The organism is Couchioplanes caeruleus (assembly GCF_023499255.1).
In the GTDB taxonomy this organism is placed as follows: Bacteria; Actinomycetota; Actinomycetes; order Mycobacteriales; family Micromonosporaceae; genus Actinoplanes; species Actinoplanes caeruleus_A.
The window spans coordinates 8,081,958-8,102,321 of sequence record NZ_CP092183.1; the positions used below are offsets into that span (position 1 = coordinate 8,081,958).

21 protein-coding genes are annotated in these 20,364 nt (G+C 70.9%); 13 read left to right on the forward strand and 8 right to left on the reverse strand.

Annotated elements, in window-relative coordinates; genetic code table 11:
- Position 1: 1 nt before the first annotated feature.
- From COUCH_RS37165 to COUCH_RS37205, 9 genes are all read left to right on the forward strand, one after another.
- Entirely contained in the window at positions 2-535 is a 534-nt protein-coding gene (locus COUCH_RS37165) for a type VII secretion system-associated protein (protein ID WP_249609806.1), read from the forward strand.
- Positions 525-1,139, forward strand: coding sequence for a type VII secretion system-associated protein (locus COUCH_RS37170; protein ID WP_249609807.1), 615 nt, complete (start codon positions 525-527; stop codon positions 1,137-1,139). Before COUCH_RS37165 ends, COUCH_RS37170 begins: the two co-directional genes overlap by 11 nt.
- A 1-nt stretch (position 1,140) precedes the next feature.
- Positions 1,141-2,100 (forward strand): UDP-N-acetylglucosamine-transferase, encoded by a 960-nt coding sequence (locus COUCH_RS37175; protein ID WP_249609808.1) that lies wholly within the window; start codon positions 1,141-1,143, stop codon positions 2,098-2,100.
- A 263-nt stretch (positions 2,101-2,363) separates the two neighbouring features.
- Positions 2,364-3,452, forward strand: a complete 1,089-nt coding sequence (locus COUCH_RS37180; RefSeq protein ID WP_249609809.1) for an ABC transporter substrate-binding protein — start codon at positions 2,364-2,366, stop codon at positions 3,450-3,452.
- Positions 3,453-3,580: 128 nt separating this feature from the next.
- Positions 3,581-6,328: an AbfB domain-containing protein gene (locus tag COUCH_RS37185; protein ID WP_249609810.1), complete on the forward strand. Its 2,748-nt coding sequence runs from the start codon at positions 3,581-3,583 to the stop codon at positions 6,326-6,328.
- A gap of 200 nt (positions 6,329-6,528) precedes the next feature.
- Entirely contained in the window at positions 6,529-8,070 is a 1,542-nt protein-coding gene (locus tag COUCH_RS37190) for a sugar ABC transporter ATP-binding protein (RefSeq protein WP_249609811.1), read from the forward strand.
- Positions 8,060-9,031 (forward strand): ABC transporter permease, encoded by a 972-nt coding sequence (locus tag COUCH_RS37195; RefSeq protein ID WP_249609812.1) that lies wholly within the window; start codon positions 8,060-8,062, stop codon positions 9,029-9,031. Before COUCH_RS37190 ends, COUCH_RS37195 begins: the two co-directional genes overlap by 11 nt.
- Positions 9,028-10,050 (forward strand): ABC transporter permease, encoded by a 1,023-nt coding sequence (locus COUCH_RS37200; RefSeq protein WP_249609813.1) that lies wholly within the window; start codon positions 9,028-9,030, stop codon positions 10,048-10,050. Before COUCH_RS37195 ends, COUCH_RS37200 begins: the two co-directional genes overlap by 4 nt.
- Before the next feature lie 12 nt (positions 10,051-10,062).
- Positions 10,063-10,464 carry a thiol-disulfide oxidoreductase DCC family protein gene (locus COUCH_RS37205; protein WP_249609814.1) on the forward strand — a complete coding sequence of 134 codons (402 nt, stop codon included), beginning with the start codon at positions 10,063-10,065 and terminating at the stop codon, positions 10,462-10,464.
- Positions 10,465-10,468: 4 nt separating this feature from the next.
- Here the strand turns inward: COUCH_RS37205 and COUCH_RS37210 are convergent, their stop codons facing one another.
- From COUCH_RS37210 to COUCH_RS37220, 3 genes are all read right to left on the reverse strand, one after another.
- Positions 10,469-11,164 carry a zf-HC2 domain-containing protein gene (locus tag COUCH_RS37210; RefSeq protein WP_249609815.1) on the reverse strand — a complete coding sequence of 232 codons (696 nt, stop codon included), beginning with the start codon at positions 11,162-11,164 and terminating at the stop codon, positions 10,469-10,471.
- Positions 11,161-11,682 (reverse strand): sigma-70 family RNA polymerase sigma factor, encoded by a 522-nt coding sequence (locus tag COUCH_RS37215; protein ID WP_199516957.1) that lies wholly within the window; start codon positions 11,680-11,682, stop codon positions 11,161-11,163. Before COUCH_RS37215 ends, COUCH_RS37210 begins: the two co-directional genes overlap by 4 nt.
- Before the next feature lie 128 nt (positions 11,683-11,810).
- Positions 11,811-13,010, reverse strand: coding sequence for a neprosin family prolyl endopeptidase (locus COUCH_RS37220; protein WP_249609816.1), 1,200 nt, complete (start codon positions 13,008-13,010; stop codon positions 11,811-11,813).
- Between the two features lie 642 nt (positions 13,011-13,652).
- On the opposite strand from COUCH_RS37220, the gene COUCH_RS37225 reads away from it, so the two are divergent.
- Both COUCH_RS37225 and COUCH_RS37230 read left to right on the forward strand, forming a co-directional pair.
- Positions 13,653-14,126 carry a cysteine dioxygenase gene (locus tag COUCH_RS37225; RefSeq protein WP_249609817.1) on the forward strand — a complete coding sequence of 158 codons (474 nt, stop codon included), beginning with the start codon at positions 13,653-13,655 and terminating at the stop codon, positions 14,124-14,126.
- On the forward strand, positions 14,123-14,530 hold the full coding sequence (locus COUCH_RS37230; protein ID WP_249609818.1) for a rhodanese-like domain-containing protein: 408 nt from the start codon (positions 14,123-14,125) through the stop codon (positions 14,528-14,530). The genes COUCH_RS37225 and COUCH_RS37230 overlap by 4 nt, the downstream gene beginning before the upstream one ends.
- A 58-nt stretch (positions 14,531-14,588) precedes the next feature.
- Here the strand turns inward: COUCH_RS37230 and COUCH_RS37235 are convergent, their stop codons facing one another.
- The gene (locus COUCH_RS37235) at positions 14,589-15,293 is read right to left on the reverse strand and encodes an anti-sigma factor family protein (RefSeq protein WP_249609819.1); all 705 of its coding nucleotides are present in this window, start codon (positions 15,291-15,293) and stop codon (positions 14,589-14,591) included.
- The gene (locus COUCH_RS37240; RefSeq protein ID WP_233414268.1) at positions 15,290-15,793 is read right to left on the reverse strand and encodes a sigma-70 family RNA polymerase sigma factor; all 504 of its coding nucleotides are present in this window, start codon (positions 15,791-15,793) and stop codon (positions 15,290-15,292) included. Before COUCH_RS37240 ends, COUCH_RS37235 begins: the two co-directional genes overlap by 4 nt.
- Before the next feature lie 253 nt (positions 15,794-16,046).
- On the opposite strand from COUCH_RS37240, the gene COUCH_RS37245 reads away from it, so the two are divergent.
- Entirely contained in the window at positions 16,047-16,769 is a 723-nt protein-coding gene (locus COUCH_RS37245) for a hypothetical protein (RefSeq protein WP_249609820.1), read from the forward strand.
- On the opposite strand, the gene COUCH_RS37250 is transcribed toward COUCH_RS37245, so the two are convergent.
- Complete coding sequence (locus tag COUCH_RS37250; RefSeq protein WP_249609821.1) at positions 16,753-17,685, reverse strand: DUF1996 domain-containing protein; 933 nt, start codon at positions 17,683-17,685, stop codon at positions 16,753-16,755. The two genes, COUCH_RS37245 and COUCH_RS37250, sit on opposite strands and share 17 nt — an antisense overlap.
- Positions 17,686-17,801: 116 nt before the next feature.
- Here COUCH_RS37250 and COUCH_RS37255 point away from each other — a divergent pair, with 116 nt between their 5' ends.
- Positions 17,802-19,349 carry a GGDEF domain-containing protein gene (locus COUCH_RS37255; protein WP_249609822.1) on the forward strand — a complete coding sequence of 516 codons (1,548 nt, stop codon included), beginning with the start codon at positions 17,802-17,804 and terminating at the stop codon, positions 19,347-19,349.
- Here COUCH_RS37255 and COUCH_RS37260 read toward each other — a convergent pair.
- On the reverse strand, positions 19,346-19,912 hold the full coding sequence (locus COUCH_RS37260; RefSeq protein ID WP_249609823.1) for a hypothetical protein: 567 nt from the start codon (positions 19,910-19,912) through the stop codon (positions 19,346-19,348). The genes COUCH_RS37255 and COUCH_RS37260 overlap by 4 nt on opposite strands.
- A gap of 39 nt (positions 19,913-19,951) precedes the next feature.
- Positions 19,952-20,296 carry a hypothetical protein gene (locus COUCH_RS37265; protein ID WP_249609824.1) on the reverse strand — a complete coding sequence of 115 codons (345 nt, stop codon included), beginning with the start codon at positions 20,294-20,296 and terminating at the stop codon, positions 19,952-19,954.
- Positions 20,297-20,364 lie beyond the last annotated feature (68 nt).

Sequence of the window (20,364 nt, forward strand, 5' to 3'; positions counted from 1 at the left end):
CATGGCGGACGAGGAGAACGTCATCCTGCTCACCGACCCGGAGTGGCGCGGCGTCGACGACGTGGACGCGCCGCCGTTCGAGGCCGTGGTCGGGTTGTGGCCGGTGGAGCCGGACGGGTCGGTGGGCCCGTTCCGGAGCAACCCGGACTACCGGCCGGTGAGCGAGGACTCGCCGTCGGACCCGGTGGACGCGCTGCTGCGGCTGACCCTGCGCGGGGACGCCGAGGTGGAGCACCTGCAGCTCGTGCTGCGGGGCTGTCTGGTGGACCAGGCGCTGAACGGCGACGGCCGCCCGCTGCTGAGCAGGGCCGAGGACGACGTGCTGTGCGCGATCGTCGCGACCGGCATGCCGCACCGCGCCCGCATCGCGTCGCCGGACTGGCGGCAGGTGAGCCTCGCCGAGCTGGTGGCCGGCCTGCCGGACGGGGCGGACCTGCTGGTCAACCCCGGCGGACCGGCCGGCGTACGGCTGACCGGCGACTTCGTCCGCGCCACCGCGGCCATCGACCTGGGAGGACGGCCGAGTGCAGCCTGAGCAGCTCCGCGACCGGGACTTCTTCCTGCTGATGGACCCCGACTGGCGGCCGCGGCCGGACGACGACGTCCCGCCGGTCGAGGCGGTGATCGGCGTGTGGCCGCTGGACGCGGACGGCGTCCCCGGCCCGTTCCGCGGCAATCCCGGCTACGCACCGCGCGACGGCCGGGCGGCCGCCGATCCGCTGGACGCGGTGCTGCGGCTCACCATGGGTGGCCGGATGGAGGCCGGTCAGCTGCAGCTCATGATGCGTGACGCGCAGCTCGAGGTGGCGCTGAACGGTGACGGGCGGCCGCTGGTCGTGAGGTCGCCGGACGACGTGCGCTGCGTGGTGGTGACGACCGGCCCGCAACAGAGGCGCCGGGTCAGCGCGCCGGAGTGGCGCCGGATGGACCTCACCGGCGTGGTCTCGCTGCTGCCCGACGAGGTGGACGTGCTGATCAATCCCGGCGGGCCGGTGCCCTTCCGGCTGACCGGCGACTTCCTCCGGGAGACGATGGTCATGAGCGACGAGGACGTGGCGGCCGCCTACGACGCGTTCCGCGGGCAGGACCCGGGCCGCGGGGCCGAGGTGCTGCCCTGGGCCGTCGGCGAGGGCCGGTGACATGACGATCTTCGTCTCGGTGGCGGCGTACCGCGACCCCGAACTCGTGCCGACCGTGCTGGACTGCCTGGCGAAGGCGCGGCACCCCGACGAGCTGCGCATCGTCGTCAACTGGCAGCACCTGGGCGACGAGGACGTCTCGGCGATCCGGGAGGACCCGCGGGTCGAGATCCTCGACGTCGACGCCCGGCAGAGCCGGGGCGCCTGCTGGGCGCGGGCCGAGGTGATGCGCCACTACCGGCCGGCCGACTGGTTCCTGCAGGCGGACAGCCACACCCGCTTCGCGCAGGACTGGGACGTCCGCTGCATCGCCGCCGCGCGGGCCACCGGCGTCGCGAAGCCGATCCTCAGCGGCTATCCACCGATGTACGAGCCGGACACCGAGTTCACCGGGGCCGGCGTGCCGACGCGGATCATCATGCAGGACTGGACCGAGGACGGCGTACCGACGTTCAACCAGACCGTCGTGCCCGGCTGGCAGGACCGGGACCGCCCCTTCCGCGCCCGCTTCCTCGCCGCCGGGTTCCTCTTCGCGCCGGGCTCGTTTCCGCTCGAGGTGCCGTACGACCCGACCATCTACTTCCACGGCGAGGAGATCACCCTCTCCGTGCGCGCGTTCACCTGGGGCTACGACCTCTTCCACCCGATCGAGGTGCTGGCCTGGCACTTCTACATCCGCCAGGACCGGCCGCGGCACTGGGACGACCACGGCGACTCGGCGACCGGGCGGAACTGGTTCGCCCGGGAGCGGGCGAGCCGGCGCCGGGTGGCGAACATGCTGCGGTACCCGTCGACGGGCCGGCTCGGCATGGGTCCGGTCCGGACGGTCGCGCAGTACAGCGAGTACGCCGGCGTCGACTTCATCAACCGCACGGCCTCGGCACAGGCCCTGGAGGGAGCCGAGCCGGTGACGCCGCAGGAAAGCGCACAAGCACACCGGCCGACGCTTGTCCATTTGTGACCGGTAACAACGTGCCGTATTGCGTCCTGAACGAACGCGTTCACCCCACCGAACGGGCCTGACGACGCCCTGACCTGCGGCTCTTCACCCACGCGCACGCACGGCCACGCATCGTCGCGTTCGTTTCTGATTGGTAATGACCGTGACCTTGACAGGAAAAGTTCGATAGTGCGTGAATGTGTTTCCGGATGGTAAACGCTCGATGCCACCCCCGTCGATGTCCCGTCCGCCGGTTTCGCAGTCACCACTAAGGAGCACATGCCATGAGCGCCATGCCCGGCCGCTGGAGGCCGGCAGTCATAACCCTGGGGGCAGCGCTGCTGCTGGTCAGCGCCTGCGCCAAGTCGGAGGACAGCGACACCCCCGCGGCCGGCGGCTCCAACGCCTCGGCCGGCGCCCAGGTCGTCCAGTCGGCCGACCCCAGCGCCAAGACCTGCACGCTCGACCAGTTCGGCGGCAAGAAGATCGACCTCAAGACCGCGAAGATCGGCTTCTCCCAGTCGGAGAAGGAGGCGAACCCGTTCCGCATCGCGGAGACCAAGTCCATCAAGGACGAGGCCGCGAAGCTGGGCATCCCGAGCGGCAACCTGCAGGCGACGAACGCCAACTCGCAGTTCAACAAGCAGATCAGCGACGTCGAGCAGATGATCGACTCGGGCGTCCAGCTGCTGATCATCGCGCCGCTCAACTCCGACGGCTGGGACTCGGTCTTCGCGAAGGCGTCGGCCAAGAAGGTCCCGATCATCACGATCGACCGCAAGATCAACGCCACCTCCTGCAAGGACTACCTGACGTTCATCGGGTCGGACTTCGAGGAGCAGGGCAAGCGCGCGGCCGACAAGATGGCCGCAGCGATGAACAACAAGGGCTCGGTGGCGATCCTGCTCGGCGCGCCGGGCAACAACGTCACCACGCTGCGCACCAAGGGCTTCAAGGACCAAATCGCCAAGGTCGCTCCGGATATCAAGATCGTCTTTGAGCAGACCGGCCAGTTCTCCCGCGAGGAGGGCCAGAAGGTCTCCGAGCAGCTGCTGCAGTCCAACTCGGACATCAACGGCATCTACGCCGAGAACGACGAGATGGCGCTGGGCGCCGAGGTGGCCCTCAAGAGCGCCGGCAAGAACAAGGGCGACGTCAAGATCGTCTCGATCGACGGCACCAAGGGCGCGGTCCAGGGCATCGTGGACGGCTGGATCTACTCGGTCATCGAGTCGAACCCGCGTTTCGGCCCGCTCGCCTTCGAGACGGCCACCAAGTTCTTCAACGGTGAGCCGATCCCCGAGGACATCATCATCAGCGACCGCGAGTACGACCAGAGCAACGCCAAGAACGACCTGAACAGCGCGTACTGACGCGTACGAACACAGCCACGGCGGCGTCGGACCCCCTTCCGGCGCCGCCGTGCGTCGTTTCTCATGGATAGACGTACGTCTATCACCTGTCCCCACCAGCGCGCTCCTGGCCCCGAAGGAGAACGAACGTGACTGAACATCGACCCGAATCGTGGCGACGCCTCCTCGCCGTGACCACCGCCGCGCTGACCGCCTCGGCCGGCGTCGCACTCGCCGCGCAGTCCCCCGCGGCGGCCGCCCCGAAGCCCCCGCCCCTGAGCACGCCGTGGACCGGCCAGGTGTCCACGACCAACCCGCTCCCCGAGTACCCGCGGCCGCAGCTGACCCGCCCCGACTGGCAGAGCCTCAACGGCACCTGGCAGTTCGCCGGCGCCGCGAACATCAACACGCCGCCGGTCGGCACCACCCTCGGCGAGGAGGTGCTCGTCCCGTACCCGATCGAGAGCGCTCTCTCGGGGATCATGCGGCACGAGGACTACATGTACTACCGGCGGACGTTCACCGTCCCCGCCGCCTGGGCCGGCCGCAACGTGCAGCTCAACTTCGGCGCGGTCGACTGGCAGTCCAAGGTCTGGGTGAACGGGACGCTGCTCGGCACTCACGAGGGCGGCTACGACAAGTTCTCGTACGACGTCACGAGCGCGCTGCGGGCCGGCTCCAACGAGATCATCGTCGGCGTCTGGGACCCCACCAACAACCAGGACATCCCCGTCGGCAAGCAGCGCACCAACCGCGGCGGCATCTGGTACACGCCCTCGTCGGGCATCTGGCAGACCGTCTGGCTGGAGCCGACCACGGCGCAGCGGATCACCCGGCTGGACACCACGCCCAACGTCGCGGCCGGCGGGCTGGACCTCGTCGTGCAGGGCACGCAGGCCGGCGCGAGCGTGACCGCCCAGGTGCTCAACGGCAGCACGGTGGTGGGCACGGCGAGCGGCACCGTGGGCAGCAGCTTCCGGGTCCCCGTACCGAACGCCCGGCTCTGGTCCCCCGACGACCCGTTCCTCTACACGCTCAGGGTGACCATGGCCGGCGGCGACGCCGTCGGCGGGTACTTCGGCATGCGCTCGCTCGGCAAGGCGATGCTCGGCGGCGTCCTGCGCCCCACGCTGAACGGCAAGTTCGTCTTCCAGCTCGGCACCTTGGACCAGGGCTACTGGCCGGACGGCATCTCCACGGCGCCGACCGACGCCGCGCTCGCCTTCGACCTCGAGCAGCAGAAGGCGCTCGGCTTCAACATGGTCCGCAAGCACATCAAGGTCGAGAGCGACCGCTGGTTCTACCACGCCGACCGCCTCGGGCTGATGGTGTGGCAGGACATGCCGGCGCTGGCCAGCGGCCGGGAGCCGTCGACCGTCGGGCGGCAGCGGTTCGAGAAGGAACTCAAGGAGATGATCGACGAGCACAAGGGCATCACGTCGATCGTGCAGTGGGTGCCGTTCAACGAGGGCTGGGGCGAATACGACGCCGGCCGCATCGCCGACCTGGTCAAGGGCTGGGACCCCACCCGCCTGGTGAACCACAACTCCGGCTCCAACTGCTGCGACTCCGACCCGGACCCGGGCAACGGCGACGTGATCGACGACCACATGTACGTCGGCCCCGGCATCACCCGCGCCCCGAGCGCCACCCGCATCGCGGTCAACGGCGAGTACGGCGGCCTCGGCCTGCGCGTCTCCGGTCACGAGTGGCCGACCAGCGGCAAGTTCGCGTACGAGTGGCTGCCCGACTCCACCGCGCTGACCAACCGCTACGTCCAGATCACCGGCAAGCTCGTCGACCTGATCAACGGCAACGGCCTCTCCGGTTCCGTCTACACCGAACCGACGGACGTGGAGGAGGAGCTCAACGGCTTCTTCACGTACGACCGGCAGATCCGCAAGATGGACTTCGCCCGCGTCCGCGAGGTCAACCTGCGCGTCCTCGGAGCGGCCAACGGCACCACCCTGTCCACGAACAAGCTCGCCTCACTGCGCGTCACCACACCCGGCTACACGAACCGCTACCTGCGCCACCGTGACGGCGCGGCCCGTACGGACGTCGTCTCCACCACCAGCACCACCACGGACCGCCAGGACGCCACCTTCTCCGTACGCCCCGGCCTCTCGAACAGCTCCTGCTACTCGTTCGAGTCCCGTAACTTCCCGGGCCGATACCTGCGCCACCGCGCGTACCGGGTCTACAGCGAAACCAACACCGGCGGCACCTTCACCGCGGACGCCACCTTCTGCGCCCGCCCGGGCCTCTCCGGCGGCGGCACCTCACTGGAAGCCTCCAACATGCCCGGCTACTTCATGCGCCACCGCGCCGAGGAAGTCTGGATGGACGCCAACACCGGCGGCACCTTCAACGACGACGCCACCTGGGCCATCTCGGCTCCCCTCTGGCGCAGCGGCGCCGACCTGCCCATCGGCCAGACCCGCTCCTTCAAGGTCACCACCCCGGGCTACGACACCCGCTACCTCCGCCACCGCGACAACCTCGCCCGCACGGACGTCATCACCACGACCAGCCCAGCCACGGACCGCGCCGACGCCACCTTCACCGTCCGAGCAGGCTTCGCCGACACCAGCTGCTACTCCTTCGAGTCGGTCAACTTCCCAGGCCAGTACCTGCGCCACGCCAACTACCGCCTCCAGAAGTCCCCCAACGACAACACCACCACGTTCCAGCAGGACGCCACCTTCTGCGCCCAACCACCCCAGAACGGCGGCACCGGCAACATCTCACTCGAATCCTTCAACTACCCCGGCTACTACTGGCGCCACTACGCCGAAGCCGTCTACATCGCCACCAACGGCGGCGGCAACACCTGGGACACCCCCACCAGCTACATCCCCGACACCACTTGGAACAGCACAAATCCGCTGGGCTGAACACCTGTAGCCGCGCCCGCGCCGGCTTCGGTTACGCAACCACAACGGCTTCTGGGGCGGGGGATGGTCCACGCAGGGATCGAGCCTGACCGCCCGGAGTGGGCCATCCCCCGCCCCAGAAGCCCCCACTGCAACCACACAAACCAAAGACAATGTTCGAACTCTTGACGGATTATGTTGAGAAGTGAGTGAATGCGTTCATGGCGCTGCTAGAAGTCGTCGATGTCTCCAAAGTGTTCCCGGGCGTCCGAGCCCTGGACGACGTGTCCTTCACCCTGCAACCCGGTGAGGTCCACGCGCTCGTCGGCGAGAACGGCGCCGGGAAATCCACCCTGATCAAGGTCCTCACCGGCGTCTACCAGCCCGACGGCGGCGAGCTGCGCTACCGCGACCAGGCGACCCGCTTCGACACCCCGATGGCCGCCCAGCACGCCGGGATCTCCACGATCTACCAGGAGGTCAACCTCATCCCGCTGATGAGCGTGGCCCACAACCTCTTCCTCGGCCGCGAGCCGCGGAACGCGTTCGGCCTGCTCGACGAGAAGCGCATGTTCCGCGAGGCCCAGGAGATCCTGCTGCGCTACGGCGTCACCACCGACGTCCGCCGCCAGCTCGGCACGCTGGCGCTGGGCGCGCAGCAGATGGTCGCCCTCGCCCGGGCCGTCATGATCGACGCGAAGGTCGTCATCATGGACGAGCCGACCTCGTCGCTGGAGCCGCGCGAGGTGGAGACCCTCTTCGGTGTCATCCGGGACCTGCACGCGCAGGGCATCGGCATCATCTACGTCAGCCACCGCCTCGACGAGCTGTACCAGATCTGCGACGCGGTCACGATCCTGCGCGACGGCAAGGTGGTGCACACCGGCAAGCTCGCCGACCTGGAACGGATCAAGCTGGTCTCGCTGATGCTGGGCCGCGACATGTCGGCCGTACGCCGCGAGGGCTTCACCGGGTTCGCCGGCGAGCACCCCGACGCCGTCGACGCCGCCCCGGTCCTGCGGGTCACCGACCTCAACAGCCGGCACAAGCTGCACGACATCAGCTTCGCCGTGAAGCCGGGCGAGGTGGTCGGGCTGGGCGGGCTGCTCGGCGCCGGGCGCAGCGAGACGATCAAGGCGATCGGGGGCGCGTACCCGGTGGACAGCGGCGAGGTCCAGGTCGACGGCCGGGCTCTGAAGCGTCCCACCACCGTGCAGGCCGTGAAGGCGGGCATCGCAGTGCAGCCCGAGGACCGCAAGGCCGAGGGCATCGTGGCCGGCCTGTCGGTACGCGAGAACATCGCCCTGGCCGTGCTCCCCCGGATGTCCAGGCTGGGCCTGGTCTCGGACAAGAAGATCGACCAGATCGTCGACACGTACATGAAGCGGCTGCGGATCAAGGCGTCCAGCCCGGACCAGCGCGTCGGCGACCTGTCCGGCGGCAACCAGCAGAAGGTGCTGCTGGCCCGCCTGCTCGCCACCCAGCCGAAGGTGCTGCTGCTCGACGAGCCCACCCGCGGCATCGACGTCGGCGCGAAGGCGGAGGTCCAGGGCCTCATCGACGAGCTGGCCGCCGAGGGGCTCGGCGTGGTGCTGGTCTCCTCGGACGCCGAGGAGCTGGTCGAGGGCTCGGACCGGGTGGTGGTGCTGCGCGACGGCGCGGTCGTCGGCGAGCTGCGCGGCGACGACGTGACCACCGAGGCGCTGCTCGAGACGATCGCCGCGGCGGCGGTCGAAGCGAAAGAGGTAGGCAATGACGACTGAGGCTGCGACCGCCCCGCGGCCCGCCCTCGACCTCGCCCGGGTCCGCGCCTGGCTGCCGAAGTACGGCGTCTACGTCGCAATCCTGGTGCTGGTCGGCTACAACGTGCTGTTCACCCCGAACTTCCTGACCTTGAGCAACCTGCGCATCCAGCTGGTCCAGGTCGCCCCGATCGTCATCGTGGCGCTGGGCATGGCCCTGGTCATCGGCACCGAGGGCATCGACCTGTCGGTGGGCTCGGTGATGGCCCTGGCCGCGGCACTGATCCCGCTCTACCTCGGGTACGGCGTCGTCGCCGCGATCCTCATGTCGCTGGTCGCCGGCGTGCTGGTGGGCCTCGTCAACGGCACGCTGGTGGCCCGGGTGGGGCTGCAACCGATCGTGGCCACCCTCGCCCTGTTCGTCGGCGGCCGCGGGCTGGCCCTGGTGATCTCCAACGGCCAGCTCAAGGACGTCCGCAACGAGGACCTGATCTTCCTCGGCTCCGGCAACCTCTTCGGCATCCCGATGCTGGTCTGGATCGCCGCGCTGCTGGTGCTCGTGGTCGCGTTCGTGGTGCGGCGCACGGTCTTCGGCCGCCGGCTGCTGGCGATCGGCGGCAACCGGCCCGCGACCGAGCTGGCCGGCGTACCGGTGAAGCGGGTCCTGATCACGGTGTACGTGGTCTGTTCGGTCCTGGCCTCCATCGCCGGCGTGCTGGCCGTGGCCCGCATCCAGTCCAGCGACGCCTCGGCGGTGGGCCTGCTCATCGAGCTCTCCGCGATCACCGCGGTGGTGGTCGGTGGCACCCCGCTCACCGGCGGCAAGGTCCGGGTGCTGGGTACGGTGGCCGGCGCCCTGCTCATGCAGCTCGTGGTCGCCACCATGATCAAGCACAACCTGCAGCCGTCCACGACCGAGATGGTGCAGGCCGTCATCATCCTCATCGCCGTGTACGTCGCCCGAGAGAGGAAGAGCCGGTGACCCAGGGAATCGTCTCGGACCCCGAGGTCCCCGCGGCCGTCGTCGCCGCGGACGAGCGACGGGCCGAACGCACCGACCGCATCGTCGGCCTGGTGCAGCGGCAGGGCGCGCTGGCCGTGCTCATCGTGGTGGTGCTCATCGCGACGGCGTCGTTCCCCAACTTCCGCAGCTTCGACAACGCGGGCACGATCCTCGTCGCCGCGGCGCCGCCCGCGCTGATCGCGCTGGGCATGACCTTCGTGATCATCACCGGTGGCATCGACCTGTCCGTCGGCTCGCTCTACGTGCTGGGCGGCGTGGTCTCCGCGTACGCGTCGAAGTGGGGCCTGCTGCCGGCGTTCCTCGTGCCGCTGGCGGTGTGCGGGCTGATCGGCGTGGTGAACGGGCTGCTGATCGCGTACACGAGGATGGCGCCCTTCATCGTCACGCTGGCCGCGCTGCTCGGCGCCCGAGGGCTGATGCGGGCCCTGAGCGACGAGGGCTCGACGACGTACCTGGTCACGAACGACGCGTTCCGCAGCTTCGGCACCGGCTCGTTCCTGGGCATCGGCTACCCGGTGTGGCTGGTCGTGGTCGTCTTCGCGCTGGGCATGGTGCTGCTGTCCCGGACGCGCTTCGGTCACGCCGTCTACGCGGTCGGCGGCAGCGAGGACGCGGCCAGCCTCATGGGCGTGGCCGTACGCCGTACCAAGGTCTGGGTCTACGTCATGTCCGGCCTGCTCGCCGGCCTGGCCGGGGCGATCAACGCGGCGAAGCTGGGTTCGGGCGTCACGGTGCTCGGCACCGGCATGGAGCTCGACGCGATCGCGGCCGTGGTCATCGGTGGCACGCTGCTCACCGGCGGCGCGGGCACGATCGCCGGCACCATCGCGGGCGTCCTGCTGCTCGGCGTGATCCAGAACATGATCAACCAGGTCGGCAACGTGCCGAGCAGCTACCAGCAGGTCATCAGCGGCGCGTTCCTGGCCGTGGTGGTCGTCGCCCAGACGTACCTGGTCAAGTTCCGCCGAGTGACCTGACAAACTACAACCATGAACACCCCGACCTTCGTGTACGACGGCGACTGCTCCTTCTGCACGACGTGCGCGCAGTTCATCGAGCGCCGCATCCCGTCGCGCGCGACGGTGGTCCCGTGGCAGTTCGCCGATCTCGGCGCCCTCGGCCTGACGCTGGAGCAGGTCGAGGAGGCGGTGCAGTGGGTAGGCCCGGACGGCACGGTCGCCTCCGGGCCGGACGCCATCGCGCTGCTGCTGCGCGACGCCGGCCGCCTGTGGGAGGTGCCGGGGCGCGCGCTGCAGGTCAAGCCGGTGGGGCTGCTGGCCTGGCCGATCTACCGCTGGATCGCCGGCCACCGGCACCTGCTCCCCGGTGGCACGGCGGCCTGTTCGCTCCCCCAGGCCCAGCGCGAGAAGCTGTACGGCCCCGGCGCCTGACCCGTCAGCGGACGCGGGCGGTGCCGAGGACGTGTCCCTCCTTGTCGGCCACCGCGACCACGCTGACGCTGGGCAACTGGATCGAGCTCGCGCCGGTGACCCGGGCGTTGCCGCTCGGCGTGGGCCCCCAGATCGCGGCCTGCTCGGTCATCCCGTCGGCCCGGCGCACCTGGCAGACGAACGGCCCCCGGCCGCTGAGCTTGGACACGGTGAGGTCCACCGAGACCCCCCACGTCTTGCCGGTGAGCACCGCCTGCCCCGCCATCCCGCTGCCGTCGGCGGCCTCGAACTCCGCGGTGACCAGCGGCGGGTGGCTCGCCGCGGCCTGCGGTGGCACGGGCGCGTCCCGGTCACGGGTCAGCACGATGCCGAGGGACACCGCGGCGAGCAGCACGACCGCGGCCGCGGCCAGCCACCGGATCCCGGCGCGGCGGCGTTCGCGCGCCCGTTCGGCCCGCATCCGGCCGAGCAGACCCTCGACGCGGGCCGGGCTGGGGCGGGTGCCCGGCGCGACGACCAGCGGCGGGGCGTTGGTCAGGGACCGGAGCAGCTCCGGTACGGGCCCCAGCCGCTCCAGCTCCTCCCGGCATCCGTCGCAATGCAGCAGGTGCGCGTCGAGGCGGTCGGTGTCGGCGTCGTCCAGGCCGCCGAGCAGGTAGCCGCCGAGCAGCCGGCGCAGCTCGTCGTGGTCGGGGCTCACCGCAGCACCCCCATCTCCTCGAACGCCTGCCGCAGGGCCCGTACGGCGTAGTAGGCCCGCGACTTCACCGTGCCCTCGGGCACCGACAGCTTCCGGGCCGCGTCGGCGACGGTCTGGCCCTCGTAGTACATGGCCTGCACGACCGCGCGGTGGTCGGCCGAGAGCCGCTCCAGCGCCTCGGCGACGAGCCAGCCCTCGACGAGCTGGTCGACGTTGTCGGCGGCAGGCGCCGACTCCACCGCCGCGTCGTCGGCCACGAGGTGCGGGCGGCGCTGCTCGGCCCGCCAGGCGTTGGTCACCACGTTGCGCGCGATCGTCAACAGGTACGAGCGGGTCCGCCCGGGGTCGGGCTCCAGGTGGTCGATGTGCCGCCACGCGCGCAGCAGCGTCTCCTGCACCAGGTCCTCGGCCTTGTGCCGGTCGGACACGTAGCGCGAGACGAAGCTGAGCAGCACCGCGTAGTGCTCGGTGTAGAGCGCGGTCATCAGCTCCTCGGCGGGACTCACCCGTCGCCTCATTCGCTGCCTCCCACCAGGGGTGTCGCCTCGTTGTACCCCGGCCGGCGGCCTCCGGTTCGACACCCGCGGACAAAAAAGATGCCCGGTCCCGCGAGGGGACCGGGCATCGCGTCCGGAGCGTACGCGGCTCAGCAGGCTCCCGACCCGCCGAACCGGAACGTCCGGTCGGTCATCGACTGCACGCTGTAGTACGGGCTGGTGGTCCGTACGGCGGGAAACGGCACCGGGCCGTTGGTCATGGAGATGGATCCGATCCGCGCCGCGGAGAGGTCCCCGGCGGGCAGGCTGTTGCCCATGTCGGTGCACGGCTGGTCGGTGGCCGACGCGACCTCGCCGAACCACTGGGTCAGGCCGGCCCGGGTGTAGGTGCCGTTCCACAGCCGGTCCGGGAAGTACCCGATCCACTCCGAGTCGTACGCGATCCACCAGACGCCGTCGAAGTGCTGGATGCCGAAGCGCTTCGACGTTCCGACGGGCAACGTGTCGCCGGGTTTGACCGTGCTGCTGTACATCGTGAAACCGCAGGCGTTGTAGCAGCTGGGCACGCGGTCCTTCCAGTAGTACACGAACAGGTGCGGGTCGTCGTCGCCGTTGACCGCCCGGTCGACCGTCCAGCCCACCTCGACGATCTGGCGGCCGTCGGCGGACTGCACCGCGATCTCCGTCAGCGTGTGGAAGTCGCCGCGGGCCAGGTACGGCTTCGCGATCGACAGGTTGGCCCAGCTGCCGTCGGTGTCGGCGACCTGGGTGCCGACCGCGTAGTGGAAGTAGACGTCGCCGGCGGCCGCGGCTGCGCCCCGCGTGGGGGGAGCCGGCGGCACGACGGTGGTGCGGGCTTTGCGGAGCAGGCCGCCGCGCGAGTTGCGGCCCTTCGGCGCGTACTCCGGAACGGGCTCGAGCGATCCGCTGGTGTCGGCCGGCGCCGCGTCCGCGCCGGCGGCCGCGACCGCCCTGCTGTTCGCGCCGGCCCGGGCACGCTTGAGCTTCGACGGCCGCTGACCCCACGGCAGCACCTTCGGCGGTTCGGGGAACTCGCCGCCCTGAGCCGCGGGAGCGGCGACCGGCGGCTCCACGTCGTCCGACGGGGTGACGTCGGCGGGCGCGGTCATGTCCGCGGGCGCACTCTCGTCAGCAGGCGCGGTCTCGCCGGCGGAGGGCGCCGCGGCATCTGCGTCGCCCGCCGGGTCGGCGGACGCGGTGACGGCGGCGGGCGCCTCCGAAGCGGGAAGTTCGTCGGCATCGGCGTTCAGGGTCCACACGACCCCCATGGAGCCGACTACGGCGGCGGCCAGGCCGGCGGCGAGCAAACCGCGGCGGGAGTTCGACACGTGTCCGTCCTCGTTCATCGGGGGGCTCGGAGGTGGCGGGCGAGGGGTGACCTCCGGGCACCGGCTCTCGCAGGCGTCGCCGACCATATAACGCTGCGGATACCGAGGGCCGCCGTCGTCACTCCATTCCGCCTGAACGGTTGAGGTCATAGGCCGATCCGGTGATTCAATAGCCGTCGAGAAAAACGCAGGGTATTCATGCCGTCGCTCCGCGTCTATTTCTGGAGACGTTCCAAGAAAGAAGCAAAGCCGCATGAGGCTCTTTCGTGTCCCGCGTGGAGCTGCTTCAAAGACACTCTCAACGTACCGCCGTCCCACAATAGAACCTATGTCTTAGTTGTCCGTTATAGGCACATTGTTGCTACTTGCCGAGATCTCGGCTGCAGACATAGTCGATCATCGTGATTGCCTATTCCGGGCGGCGAGAACCTCGTTTCACATTCACATTTTCCGGCCTTCGGCGGCCGCACCGGAAATTGCTGCCCCCGCAATTCATCCATGGCGGCGAATTCCACTGAGCGCCGCGGGCCGGCGGAGCCGCTTCCCACACTGTGGTAGATCCCGCGCGTCGCGGCCCGGCTCCCGAACCGACGCGGTAAACCTATAGGACCAATAGGCTTTGTATGGGAATCGGGAGCCGCCATGACCGTCGCCGACCTCCGCCTCGACCACCTCGCCCTCGCCCAGCGGTTCGCCGCCGATCCCCGGGTCTGGCCCGTCGCGCCCCGCTTCGACGCGTCAGCGCGCTGGTACCACCGGCTCGCCGAGGCGGACGACCACGAGATCTGGCTGCTGACGTGGCTCCCCGGACAGGGCACCGACCTGCACGACCACGGCGGGTCGGCCGGCGCGTTCCACGTCTTCTCGGGCACCCTCACCGAGGACACGGTCAGCATCGCGCCCGACAGCCCGCCCCGCATCACCGCGCGGGAGCTGGGCGAAGGCGCCGGGCGGCGGTTCGGCAGCCGGCACATCCACCGGATCACCAACCGCTCGAACCGGCCGGCGATCAGCATCCACGCGTACGCCCCCGCGCTGCGGACCATGACCCGTTACCGCATCGGCGCCTCGGGCCTCGATGTCGTGACGGTCGAGCAGGCCGGAGCACAGTGGTGAGCGCCCCGGTGCTGCGTACCGCCCCGGCCGGCTCCCGCGGGATCGACGACCTGCTCGCCGCCGCCCGGACCCGGCTGGCGCGCCTCGGACCGTACGAGACCCACCGCGCCATGCGGCGCGGGGCCGTCCTCGTCGACATCCGGCCCGCCGCCCAGCGCGCCGAGCACGGCGAGATCCCCGGCGCGATCGTCATCGAGCGCAACGTCCTGGAATGGCGGCTCGACCCCCGCAGCGACGCCCGGCTGTCCTTCACGCACTACGACCTCGACGTGATCGTCACCTGCCAGGAGGGCTACACCAGCAGCCTGGCGGCGGCCGCGCTGCAGGACCTCGGCCTGCTGCGGGCCACCGACCTCGCGGGTGGCTTCAAGGCCTGGCAGGCCGCCGGGCTGCCGACGCTCTGAGCCGCGGCCCGCGCGAGACGCCCGGCGGCACACGCCCGCCGCCCCTCCGGCGGGCGCGTCACACGTTCACGCTGGTGTACGTCCTGCCGTCCTCCGTCACCACGCGAACCGAGGCGACCTGATCGGGCGGGATGAGCGCGCTGCCGTCGAGCGTCGTCCCCTCCGCCGCGCCCGTCGCGGAGACGAGCCAGCTGCCGGCGAGCACCGCCGTACCGTTCCGGGCCACGACCTCGAGCCGGCACCGCTCGCCCTGGGGGATGCCGGAGACCGCGGCCTTGATCCGTACCCAGCCCGGTGCCGGCGCCACGGCGACCGTGATCCGCGCACCCGTGCCCGCGTCCACCGCCGTCGCCGTCCGGGTGCCCGGCGCGGTCGTCGGCTGCGACCGGGTCACCGGCGGTTGCGCCACCGGGGTGCCCTCGTCTGCCGTCGACCGGCCCACCGCGACCCCGGAGGCGATCGCCGCCGCCACCACTACCGCGGCGGCGGCTCCCACCAGCGCCGTACGCCGATGCCGCCTCCCGGCGGACTCGGTACGGATCTGCCGCAGCGTGCGTTGCAGCAGCAGGTCGGCATCGTCGGGAGGCCCGTCCAGCAGCATCGCCTCGGGCACGGCCTCGAGCGCCATCGTCCACTCCTGCAGGGATTCCACCTCGGCCCGGCACTCGTCGCAGTCGGCGAGGTGCGCTTCCACCTCGCGACGCTGCTCCGCGTCGAGCGACTTCGTCAGGTAGCCGGCGAGGTCCACGTGATTCGTGTTCATGATGCAGACCGTTCCGTTCCGGCGGGGCTCAGCGACTTCAGCTCGCGTAAGGCCCGGAGTGCGTAGAAGGAGCGCGACTTGACCGTCCCGGGCGGGATGCCCAGCGTCTTGGCCGCCTCCGTGACCGTGCTGCCCTGCAGGTACAGCTGTTCCAGGACCTCACGGTGCTCGGTGGAGAGCCGGCTCAGCGCATCCACCACGACCATCGAGTTGACCACCCGTTCGGCGTGGTCGTCGTCGGAGGCCACGTCCATCGGGCTCTCCCGCACCTCGGGGGCGCGGGCGTTGCGGGCCCGGATCTGGTCGGTGACGATGTTGCGCACGACCGTCAGCAGCCAGCCGCGGACCGACCCCTTGCCGTTGACCAGGCTGTCGGGGTGCCGCCACGCGCGGACCAGGGCCTCCTGGACCACGTCCTCGGCGGCCGCCCGGTCCCGGGTCAGCTGGGTCGCGTACGCGAGCATCGCCCGTCCGTGCTCGGCGAAGAGCGATCTGACCAGTGCCTCATCAGCCACCTCCCGGCGACGTTGGAGCCTCAACCCCGGCATCTCATCCCCCCGGTCACGGCGGTCCACATGCCGAGGCTGGCCGGACGGAGCGCGTGCCCGGCCACCCTCGACCCCCGTTTCGTCGGTCTGACTCCCCTCACACGGACACCCGGCGGATCCGGTTCACCGGGTTCGGAAGATTTCTCTGAACCGGATCGGGGCCGGTGGCGTGTGAGAGGCATTCGCTTCGTCCACAGGGGGAATCATGAAGCGCATCAGCTTGGCATCCGCGGCCGTGGCGGTGAGCATTCTGGCGCTGACCGGCTGCGCCCGTACCGGCGTGCCCCCGGCCGTGGAGTTCGTGGCCGCGCCCGCCGCCGGCCCCAGCGCCGACGTGCCGCCGGAACCCGACGACGGGCCCCCGGCGCCGCAGCTCGCCGGGGAGACGCCGGACCCGCCCGCCGCCCCGGTCCCCGAGCCCACCGTCGCGAAGAAGCAGAAGTGGGTGAAGATCTACAGCGGCCAGTCCAGGAAGGACGTCACGCCGCCGCGGAGCATCCGGAAGGGCAGCAGGACCGTCGAGCTCAACGCCACGGAGAACGAGCAGATCGGCACGTACGTCACCGACGGCGCCGGGCGCACGCTGTACCGCTTCGACAAGGACAGCAACGAGCCGCCGAAGGCGACCTGCAACGGCGACTGCGCCAAGGTGTGGCCGCCCCTGCTGATCAAGTCGCCGGGCAAGATCTTCCCCAAGGGCCTGAACCCCAGAATCCTCGGGTACGTGGAACGCGCCGACGGCCACTGCCAGGTGACGATCAACGGGCAGCCGGTGTACTACTTCGCCCGCGACGAGAAGCCGGGCGACATCCTCGGCCAGGGCGTCAACGGCACCTGGTTCGCGGTCGGCCCGGCGGGCGGCCGGACGAAGCCGCTGCCCGACGGCATCCCGCCCGCACCGGCCGGCCCGGTCAGCCCCGGGAACTGACACACGTACGGCCGGCGTTGAGGCACTCGACGACCTCGTCCATCAGGGCGTCCGGCATCAGATTGACGAAGAAGGCGTGATCGGTACGCGGACTGTGCCGTTGCGCGTCGAAGGTGTCGATCCGGTAGCGCGCGCCCGCCGGCACGGCGTACGCGACGACGACCTCGAGCCGGGGCACGGCGAACGTCGACTCCGGACACCCGCCGCCCGGCTCGGGGAAGATCAGGTGCCGGCGATGCCCCCGGCTGTCCAGCCGCCGCCCGTCCCAGCAGCTCGGGAAGTCGAAGATCCGCAGCACCCGGTGGCCCGCGGGGCAGATCGGGTAGCGCATCGCCCGGCGCAGCTCGTCGCCGGCGCAACTCCACACCGGTGCGGCCAGCGCGCCGCCGTTCGTGACGGCGTACGCGTCCCCGACCGTTCCCCGCAGCAGGCGCGGCATCTGCACGACCGGGCTGCGGGGGTTGCCGTAGAACGTCAGCGTGACCGCCGCCGGGACCTGGATCGTCCCGCCGTGCTCGTCGGCGCCGTCGCTGACGACCCGCAGAACCGGCCAGTAGTACGTCGACTCGTCGCCGTTCGGGCAGGTCGTACCGCCGCCCGGGAGGCTCTCGACGGTGGCGCCCACGTCGTTCGCGAGGTTGCCGACGTAGTCGTGGACGTGGTGCGGCGGCCCCGCCCGGCGCGGGGTGACCACGATGTTCGCGGTGTTGCGGTGCCCGATCTCGTTGCGGCCGCAGTCCCAGGTGTACGAGCCGGTGGCCGGTCCGGCGACCGTCGCGGGGACGCGCCGGATGGGCACGTAGTCGAAGCCGAGGTCCGGGGACGTGACGCGGGCGGCGCCGATCGCCACCCCGGCGAGCACGACCTCCACCGCCAGGGCAGCCGCGACAGCCCGTCGCCGGCCCCACGCGCCCATGGAATCACGATACGCATCGATGGCAGGACGCGAGCTGTCCCGAATAGGACGGTCGACCGACGTCGATCGGCGACGACGGGGATTTACTTGACGCGCGAACTGCTGATACTGGGGTCATGGCGGATTGGATCTCGCAGGAACGGTTGCCGGTGCCGGTGACCGCGTACGGTCCGCTGCACCTGCTCGCCACCACCGTGCACCGGATGGCCAACAACGGGCTCGCGTACGAGGCGGTCGAGGCGGCCGACGCCTACCTGGCCATCGCCCGCGCCGTCGGCGACGAGAAGACCGTCCGGTTCCTCATCCAGGGCAAGATGTACGCGATGCTCGCCCTCGGGCGCATCCCGGAGGCCAACACCCTGGGGTCGTCGCTGCTGCACGAGTACCGCCGCATCGGCTCCGCCCTCGGCGAGGCGAAGGCGCTCTGCGACCTGGCGCAGGTCCACATGCTCGGCGGCCATTACGTGGACTGCATGCGCAATCTCGCCCGGGCCGGCGTGCTGCTGGACGAGCAGGCCGCCGACACCGACCGGCGCAGGTCGGCCATGTGCTCGTTCGCCGAGGCGGCCACCGCCGCGGAGCTGTACGAGACGGCGGCCTGGGCGTACGAGCACCTGCGCCACCATTCCCCGTCGTTCGACCTGGTGCACGCGGTCACGCTGCTCTACTGGGGACTGCGGCTGTCGCATGTCGGACGCTCCGACGAGGCGCGCAGCCGCCTGCGCCGCAGCGCCGAGATCACCCGCGCCTGGCTGGAGGACCACCCCGATCCCACGGTCACGGCGGTGCATGCGCTCGCGCTGGCAAAGCTCGGCGAGACCACCGTGGCCGAGAAGCTGGCCCGCTCGGTGATCGGGGAGCTGCGCGCGGCCGGCACCCACCAGTACGCCCGCATGGCCCACCTCGCGCACGGGATCAGCCTGCGCGAGCACGGGTACCTGCACGAGGCTCGCCGGGAGTTCATCGCCGCGCGGGACCTGCCGGGGTACGGCTCCCGCCCGGACGAGCGCCCGATCATCCGCTTCGAGCTGGCGCTGACCGCGCTGGCGCTGGACGGCGGCCAGGCGAGCCGGGACCTCTTCCAGACCGTCGAGGCTCAGGTCCGCGAGCTGTGGCAGTTGCGGCTCCAGCGGCTCGCGATGCTGCGACAGGCGCGCCAGCGGGAGGAGATCGAGGCCGCCCGCGCCCGCGCCGAGCGGGAGATCCTCCGGGATCCGCTCACCGGCCTGGGCAACCGCCGGCGCTTCGACGTGCTGATGGACGGGATCTCGCCCGCCGGCGAGGAGCCGCTCTGCCTGCTGCTCATCGACCTCGACCACTTCAAGGCGGTGAACGACGCGTACTCGCACAGCGCCGGGGACCGGGCCCTGCGCGAGGTGGCGACCATCCTGCGGGCGCACTGCCGCGCCGGGGACGAGGCCGTGCGCTACGCCGGCGACGAGTTCGTGATCTTCCTGCGCGGGGACGCGACTGCGGGGGCCGAGGTCGGCGAGCGCATCCGTACGGCGGTCGCCCGGGCCGCGATCCTCGCCGACGTCCGCCTGACCGTCAGCGTCGGCGTGGCCGGCTGGAAGCCGGGCATGACCGGTGACCAGCTGTTCCGCGTGGCCGACGACCGCCTGTACGCGGCCAAGTGGAGCGGCCGCAACACGACGGCGACCTAATTCGGGTAGACAACCCCGGACCGGCCGCTGTACGGGTGCCGCGACCCGTCCCGCTCGTAGCCGGTCCCCGGCGCGTCGAGCCAGACGACGTACGGCACCTTCGGCGTGAGCCCGGTGATCGTGGCAGTGATCGTGCAGCCCGTGCCCGCCGGGACCTTCTGCCACGTGTACGGCGGCTGGCTGCCGGACACGAGCGGCTGCTTGACGGCCGTGATCCGGTAGTCGGAGTCGTACTGCCGCGGCCAGGTGACGGTGAGCTTCCCGGCGCCCGGAGTGACCTCGAGCGGGATCAGCACCGGATCGACGGTCCACTCCTTGGCGCAGCCCGGTGCCGGCGTCGGCAGGAACGAGACGGGCGGCAGGGCGGGCGAGCGGGAGCCGCGGTAGCTGACCTTCGGGCTCGGCGTGGCGCTGCCGCCGGCGACCACGATCCAGTCGCTGCCCGGCGCGGGTGTGGCGCTCGCGCTCGGCGTGGCGGTTCCGGACTGCGACCCGAGCGCGCTGCACCCACCGGCCGCGAGTGGCAGGGCGAGCAGCGGGAGCAGGAGCTTGATGAGCCGCATGTCTGTTCGATCGGCCCGTCGCCGGGATCTTTTAGCGGCTCACGCCTTGTAGAGCTGATGTCCGGCCATCTCGAGGCCGTGCTCCGCGACCACGACCGGCGTCCGCAGCCCGGATTCGTCGCTGAGCAGGATGAGCGAGCCCTCGCGCTGGTACGTGCCCTTCACGCTGCGGCGGCGTCCCGCGACGCTGCCCTCGTACGACCAGTCGGCGGCGAGGCAGAGCCGGACGGTCCCGTCGGCGTTGTGCCACAGCCCGGTGAAGCCCTCGGGCGGGCCGGCGGGCCGCTCCGGCGGGGGCCGCAGGGCGTCCTGGTTGCCACCGAGCGCCAGGGCCAGCAGGGACGCGGTACCGAAGATCGTGGTGTCGACGCGGATGTCTCGCATGGTGCTCCGGGGGCGTACGGAGGGCGGGGGACCCCTCCTTTCGGCCCGCCGGGCGGCCCCCTGAGGAA

Coding starts and splice junctions, on each gene's coding strand:
- COUCH_RS37255 (WP_249609822.1), top strand. CDS start 17,802: ATGGCGGATTGGATCTCGCAGGAACGGTTGCCGGTGCCGGTGACCGCG.
- COUCH_RS37225 (WP_249609817.1), top strand. CDS start 13,653: ATGACCGTCGCCGACCTCCGCCTCGACCACCTCGCCCTCGCCCAGCGG.
- COUCH_RS37260 (WP_249609823.1), bottom strand. CDS start 19,912: ATGCGGCTCATCAAGCTCCTGCTCCCGCTGCTCGCCCTGCCACTCGCG.
- COUCH_RS37190 (WP_249609811.1), top strand. CDS start 6,529: ATGGCGCTGCTAGAAGTCGTCGATGTCTCCAAAGTGTTCCCGGGCGTC.
- COUCH_RS37250 (WP_249609821.1), bottom strand. CDS start 17,685: ATGGGCGCGTGGGGCCGGCGACGGGCTGTCGCGGCTGCCCTGGCGGTG.
- COUCH_RS37205 (WP_249609814.1), top strand. CDS start 10,063: ATGAACACCCCGACCTTCGTGTACGACGGCGACTGCTCCTTCTGCACG.
- COUCH_RS37235 (WP_249609819.1), bottom strand. CDS start 15,293: ATGAACACGAATCACGTGGACCTCGCCGGCTACCTGACGAAGTCGCTC.
- COUCH_RS37165 (WP_249609806.1), top strand. CDS start 2: ATGGCGGACGAGGAGAACGTCATCCTGCTCACCGACCCGGAGTGGCGC.
- COUCH_RS37180 (WP_249609809.1), top strand. CDS start 2,364: ATGAGCGCCATGCCCGGCCGCTGGAGGCCGGCAGTCATAACCCTGGGG.
- COUCH_RS37265 (WP_249609824.1), bottom strand. CDS start 20,296: ATGCGAGACATCCGCGTCGACACCACGATCTTCGGTACCGCGTCCCTG.
- COUCH_RS37245 (WP_249609820.1), top strand. CDS start 16,047: ATGAAGCGCATCAGCTTGGCATCCGCGGCCGTGGCGGTGAGCATTCTG.
- COUCH_RS37215 (WP_199516957.1), bottom strand. CDS start 11,682: ATGAGGCGACGGGTGAGTCCCGCCGAGGAGCTGATGACCGCGCTCTAC.
- COUCH_RS37195 (WP_249609812.1), top strand. CDS start 8,060: ATGACGACTGAGGCTGCGACCGCCCCGCGGCCCGCCCTCGACCTCGCC.
- COUCH_RS37175 (WP_249609808.1), top strand. CDS start 1,141: ATGACGATCTTCGTCTCGGTGGCGGCGTACCGCGACCCCGAACTCGTG.